At 68.6% G+C, this 6,073-nt stretch carries 5 protein-coding genes; 4 read left to right on the plus strand and 1 reads right to left on the minus strand.

Translation table 11 applies throughout. The features are described from left to right. Positions 1 to 145: 145 nt before the first annotated feature. The 3 genes from MJ785_RS02690 to bfr all read left to right on the plus strand — a co-directional run bounded on the left by MJ785_RS02690 (position 146) and on the right by bfr (position 2,308). Complete coding sequence (locus tag MJ785_RS02690; protein WP_239310213.1) at positions 146 to 1,234, plus strand: OmpA family protein; 1,089 nt, start codon at positions 146 to 148, stop codon at positions 1,232 to 1,234. Between the two features lie 397 nt (positions 1,235 to 1,631). Continuing rightward, entirely contained in the window at positions 1,632 to 1,820 is a 189-nt protein-coding gene (locus MJ785_RS02695) for a bacterioferritin-associated ferredoxin (RefSeq protein ID WP_239310212.1), read from the plus strand. 17 nt (positions 1,821 to 1,837) lie between these two features. After that, the gene (gene bfr, locus MJ785_RS02700; RefSeq protein WP_239310211.1) at positions 1,838 to 2,308 is read left to right on the plus strand and encodes a bacterioferritin; all 471 of its coding nucleotides are present in this window, start codon (positions 1,838 to 1,840) and stop codon (positions 2,306 to 2,308) included. 75 nt (positions 2,309 to 2,383) lie between these two features. Here the strand turns inward: bfr and MJ785_RS02705 are convergent, their stop codons facing one another. Continuing rightward, entirely contained in the window at positions 2,384 to 3,571 is a 1,188-nt protein-coding gene (locus tag MJ785_RS02705) for a glycerate kinase (protein WP_239379997.1), read from the minus strand. A gap of 306 nt (positions 3,572 to 3,877) precedes the next feature. On the opposite strand from MJ785_RS02705, the gene MJ785_RS02710 reads away from it, so the two are divergent. Continuing rightward, complete coding sequence (locus MJ785_RS02710; protein ID WP_239310209.1) at positions 3,878 to 6,073, plus strand: bifunctional diguanylate cyclase/phosphodiesterase; 2,196 nt, start codon at positions 3,878 to 3,880, stop codon at positions 6,071 to 6,073.

A 6,073-nucleotide genomic window follows, 5' to 3' on the forward strand; every position in this document is an offset into this window, starting at 1 on the left:
TGTATGTGGTGGGCGTCCCGATGTGCGACAGTTGACCCACGGCGGGGTTGTTCGCCGTACTTTTCTGGTCCGTTGGGCCGCCCGAAGGCATCGTGGCGGCGCGTCCTGAAGGCGTTCCAGCAGATTCCGCGCGGAGACCATTTCGATGTCCTTGGTCCAACTGGCCGCGCTACGGCGGCCTCATCCCGTTGTGTTTTTGTTCTCCCTTGTCGTCGCCTGGTTGCTGATTGGGCTGCTGGCATTCGGCCTGCGGCGCGGGCCGATCGAGAACGGGCTGTCCAGGCGGGCGGCTTCGGTGGTCCGCTCCAGCGGTCAGGCCGGGGCTGAGGTGACTTTCCGCGGTCAGGACGCGACCGTGCATGGGACGTTCCCCAGCGTGTCCGCCGCTGAAACGGCCCGCCAGGCTGTCGCGCGTATGTCCGGCGCGCGATCAGCGGCCCTGGCCGATGATGTTCAGATTGTGCCGGTGCCGGCCGCCGCCGCGAAGCCATTGGTGATCGATGTCAACGGAGGATCGCTCACCGTCACGGCGACCGTGCCGGGCCAGGATGCTCGGGAGCGGCTTCTGGGCGCGGCGGCCGCGGCGAGTTCCGGCACGTTGACCGGACGAGTCACGGTTGATCCCGACGTGGCCGCGCCACCGGTGACGATGCTGGCGGATCTGGTCCGTTCGCTGACAGCGGTGATTGGCGAACATCAGGTGACGATCATCGGTTCCACCGCTGTCGTCGAGGGGGCCGTGGCGGACGTGGACGAGCGCGCGCGCCTGGGTGCCGCGGTGCTTGCCGCGGTGCGTACCGCGCGGCCCGCGATCTCCCTCGACAATCGGCTGGCCGTGCGACCGGTGGCTCCTGATCCCGTCCGGCCGGGTGACGGTGCGGTCGACCGCCTCGCCGCTGCCGTGGCCGGGGGCCGGGTCACCTTCGCGACGGACAGTTCGGAGCTCACCGAGATCGATCGTGTTCGTCTCGACCAGATCGCGGCGGCGCTGCGTGACGGTGCGCTGGGAGTTCTGATTGCTGGTCATACCGACGCGCGAGGCTCCCAGGTGACCAACGCGGCCCTGTCGCTGGCGCGCGCCCGCGCCGCGGCCGCCTACCTGGCGAGTCACGGAGTCCCGGAAGGGCGGTTGCGGGCAGCTGGGTTCGCCGCCGATTATCCGGCGGCGACCAATGACACGGACGCCGGCCGTGCCGCCAACCGCAGGGTGGAGATCTCTCCGCTTGCGCCGTAGGCCGTGCTTGTGCGGTAGGCCGTGGAGTCGCCCGGCTATGGAGTTGCCCGGCTATGGAGTTGCCCGGCTATGGAGTTGCCCTGAGCAAAGGATGCCTGTCGGTTGGTAACCGTTGTTTTTGATCTTTTTGTATGGCAAGCTTTCGTTGAGAAATATTAGGGAAGGCTTAGCTAAGAACGCCCGGCAATAGAGGTGTGGATCAAGGAGCGGGGCTGGGCTGCGTGCCCCAGCCCCACGACACCGCGTCCCCTGCTGCCGGGCGCTCTGACCAAAAAGCTGTGGTCGACCTGGGAAGCTCTGGCCGAGTAATGAGCATTCGTGATCATCATCCCGGTTGCGCACGACCGCTTTCCGGATGACGCGGCGAACGGCTCCAGAACAGGTGTGGTGAGGTGCGGTGCTGGTCTGCTCATGCTTTGCTGTCAACGACCAGACGTTGCGCGGCGTGATCGAATCGGGCGCGCGTGACACGTGCGAGGTGGGTGCGGTCTGTGCGGCCGGTACCGGGTGCGGTGGTTGCCTTGACGAGATCGAGGAGCTGCTGACCGACCACCGTCGGGCCCGTCCGGTCGTCCAGTCGGGCTGAGACAGTGGAGGTTCCAGGTGAGGGGCGACCCGGAAATTGTCGAACTACTCAACCGTGTGCTCACCAATGAACTGACAGCTGTCAACCAGTACTTCCTGCACTCGCGGATGCAGGTCAACTGGGGATATCACCGGCTCGGCAAGCACACCTACGACGAGTCGATCGACGAGATGCGCCATGCGGACAAACTGGTGCATCGGGTGCTCTACCTCGGCGGTGTCCCGAACCTTCAGCGACTCAACACGCTGCGTGTCGGTGAGACCGTTGCCGAGCAGCTGAACTCCGACCGGACCCACGAGATCGAGGCATGCGGCCTCCTGCGTGCTGGAATCGTCCTGACCCGCGCCCGCGACGATGTGGGCTCAGCCGTCATCCTGGAGGACATCCTCGTCTCCGAGGAGGACCACATCGACTGGCTGGACGCCCAGATCGAACTGCTTGCCCAGCTCGGTGAGGCGCATTACCTCGCACAGCAGATCCACGAGTGACCAGTGGCGGGCCCCGCGCCGGGGCCTGGCGTGGCCTGGGCGCGGCGAGCTGGGCACACGTCCCAAGCACAGGCGTCAGGGGAGCACAAGGCGGACAGCTTCGGCGCTGGCGCGTCGTAGTGCCCTGGCCGCCTCGGCCCGGCTGATCAACGCGGGCGCTCCCGTCATCCCGCGGGCGGCCGCGCCAGCGGGCACCGGCTGGGCGCTGAAGACCCCTGTGAAGCCGGCCTCCCGCCAGGCACTCGGACTGACGTTCACCTGCCCGCAGACCGCGATCACTGGGACCCCGGCTGCCTGGGCATGTCTCGCGACGGCCGCCGGAGCTTTGCCCCGCATGGTCGAAGCATCCAACGCGCCTTCGCCGGTGATCACGAGATCGGCGCCGTCCAGGGCCGCGTCGAAGCCGGCGAGATCGAGCAGCAGTTCGGCACCGGCCTGTACCCGCGCGCCCAGAAAAGCCATCGCGCCGAAGCCGAGACCGCCGCCCGCGCCCGCGCCCGCGCTCGCGGCGACCATGGCAGCTCTCGCCGACAGGCCCAGGACACCCCGAGGCCGTGCGCCAAGCCGGTCGACGAGCGTGCGCAGCCCGTCCTCGAGAACGGCCACGTCCGCCGGCCCCGCGCCCTTCTGCGGGCCGAAGACCGCCGCCGCTCCGTGCGGCCCGAGCAGCGGGTTGTCAACGTCAGCCGCGACAGTGATCTCGGCTTGGGTGATCCGTGGATCCAGGCCGCCGGTATCGATCATGTAAAGATGGCGCAGGGCCGCGCCGCCGGGCGGCAGGATGCGCCCGGTCCGGTCCAGGAACCTGATGCCGAGCGCGGACAGCATCCCGGTGCCGCCGTCGGTCGTCGCGCTCCCGCCCGCCCCGAGCAGCAACCGCCGGGCGCCGGCGTCCAGGGCCGCGCGCACCAGCTCACCGGTACCGGTAGTGGACGCTGTCAGTGGCGCGTGCCGTCCCGGCGGCACGAGCCGCAGGCCGGAGGCTTCGGCCATCTCCAGCACCGCGGCGTCATGGCGAACGGCGAACGCCGCGCGCACCGCGGTCCCGAGCGGCCCGGACACGGTGGCCTCATGGCGGGTGAAGCCCGCGGTGAGCGCCGCGGCCACGGTCCCGTCGCCGCCATCGGCCACCGGGCGCATGAGGATGTCCGCGTGCCGGCAGGCGTCGCCGACGCCGTCAGCGATGGCGTGGGCCGCCTCGTTCGCGGTCAGCGTGCCTTTGAAGGCGTTGGGCGCGACAACGATCCGCGTGACCGTGGGCATACCCGCATACTCCCGCCGCGCCGCGCGGCGGACGCACTGGGGCGTGTTGCGACAGTCATCTGTCCGGCTCCCGCCGCCAGGCGGCTCCCGGCCGTGTTCTCGGACGAACCGATACAACGCGTCCGCTATCGATGTGCCCCGCAGCCTTGCCAGGGGCCGCCTGGACGCGGCTCCCTGACCGAAACCACGACGCGCGACAGGCTCTAACGTTCTGTGCTCACCCGATTGCCACTACACTCGGCACGCGATCTGGAAGTAGCGTGACGGCCGGGATCTGCACGGGGCTGACATGCGCGAGGAGGTGCGTTGGTCGCGAGCGTGGTCGGCTTGGTGGCTGACGTGGTGTCCACCGGGCTGCTGGTGGTGACGTCCGACAGCCGTGTGGTCTGGGCTAATCGGGCTCTGTTCGCCCTCGTGACGGGCGCCGCAACGGTGCCGGAGGAGACAGCGGCGCCGGGCCCGGCCGGTCTCGGCGCGTTCAGACGCGCTGGTCCTGGTTCCGTCGACCCGGTCGACCTGGTTGCGGCTCGCCTTGCCGTGGCCGAGGCCGGGCTGCCATTGGCGCGGGTCGTCCCGGACGACGAGCCCCGCGCGGCTAGCTGGCAGGCGCCGGACGGTAGCAGCCGTTGGCTGGAGATCCGTTGCCGTGCGTTTGCTGACGGTGATCCCACCTGGGGCGGCCAGTTCGGCGCCGAGGGCTACCTTCTCTACGAGATTGTCGACAACACCGCGCGTCACCATGAAGAGGAGGTCGCGGGGCTGCGCGAACGCTGGCTCCGCCATGTCGAGACGATCGCCCGGACGGGTATCTGGGAGTGGGACCTGGTCACCAACGAGGTGGCATGGTCTGACGAGCTTCTCGCCATGTTCGGCTACCCCACGGACACCTATCTCGACTACGACACCTACCGGTCGCTGATACATCCGGACGACGTGACGAGGGTGGAAGGAGTTCTGGAGCAGGCGATCGCCGAGGTCAGCCCGTTCGAATTCACCCACCGTATGTACTTCGCCGACCGGGCCACCGAGTGCGTGCTCGAGTGCCACGGCGACGTCCTCACCGATCACGCGGGCACGCCAATCCGGATCATGGGCACGGCGCATGACGTCACCGAGCTGATCCGGGCGCGCCGCGAGCTCGCCCAGCTCACCACGCATGACCCGCTCACCGGGTTGCGTAACCGGCAGGCGGTGACCGGGCTGCTGGCCGAGCGGATCGCGGGCAGCGCGGGCAGCGCGGGCAGCGAGCGGATCGACGCCTCGCCGAACGGGAGTGCCCCGGCCGGGACGTTGCTCTTGATCAATATTGACAACTTCAGGGACATCAATGACACGCGTGGCCATGCCGTCGGCGACGCGGTGCTGCGAGCCCTGGCCCAGACCGTGGCGGAGACGCTGCCCACATCGGTTCTCGGGCGGCTCGGCGGCGACGAGTTCGTGGTGATTCTCGAGTCCGCCAACGGCCCGGACGGACTCGGTGTCGCCGATACTCTGTGCGCGAAGGTCGCGCGGCACGCCATCATCATCGATGATGTCACGATCCGTGTCACGATCAGTATCGGCGTCCTGCCGCTGTCGTCCGCGACCGACAGCGACACCGCGTTGGCTCGTGCCGGCCTCGCCCTGCGTGAGGCCAAGGATGCCGGCCGTGGCCGCGCGCGGCTGTTCACAGCGGAGCACTATGAGCATGTCGACCGGCGGATCTCGCTGGCGCGGCGGGTACGCGACGCGCTCGACGGGGGGCTGATGGCGTTGGACGCGCAGCCCATCGTCGACCTGACATCCCGCGAAGTGCAGGGATACGAACTGCTGCTACGGCTGCGCGACGGCCGGCAGCCAGAGCTGGCCCCCGCCGAGTTCATGAGCGCGCTCGCCCACAGCGACCTCACGCTGGCTCTGGACCGCTGGGTGCTGCGGCAGGCGGTGGCGGCGCTCGCTTCCGCCACCGCTCGCCGGGAACGGCTTCGCCTGCATGTGAACATCTCCGGCCGGTCGGTCGCGGACCCTGAGTTCGGCCAGTTCGTCCTTGGGACACTGCGTGCGGCCCGGGTCGATCCATCCCAGCTTGGTCTTGAAATCGCCGAAAGCGTCGCGGTGGTCAGCCTGGACGCGGCACGCCAGCTTGCCGAGACCCTCACCGACGCGGGCTGCCGGTTCACCCTGGACGACTTCGGCGCAGGCGTGGGCTCGTTCGTCTACCTGCGCAACCTCCCCTTCACCAATGTGAAGATCGACGGCGATTTTCTCCGCCAGGTGGATACGTCGCCAGCGGACACCGTCTTGGTGGACGCGGTGGTACGGGTCGCGCGCTGTCTCGGTATGTACACCATCGCCGAGAACGTCGACCGTGAATCCCTGGCACTGGCACTGCGTGATCTTGGAGTGGACTACGCGCAGGGGTTTCTCACCGGTCGTCCCCGGCCATTGACGGATCTGCTTGCCGAGGTCCCCTATGCGGATCCCGAAACGCGCGAGGTCAGCCTCAACGGTTTTCTCGGCTAG

Source organism: Protofrankia sp. CiT1 (assembly GCF_917627335.1).
GTDB lineage: Bacteria > Actinomycetota > Actinomycetes > Frankiales > Frankiaceae > Protofrankia.

Excerpts from the sequence above, each read along its gene's own strand:
- MJ785_RS02690 (WP_239310213.1), top strand. The coding sequence starts at position 146 with ATGTCCTTGGTCCAACTGGCCGCGCTACGGCGGCCTCATCCCGTTGTG.
- MJ785_RS02705 (WP_239379997.1), bottom strand. The coding sequence starts at position 3,571 with ATGCCCACGGTCACGCGGATCGTTGTCGCGCCCAACGCCTTCAAAGGC.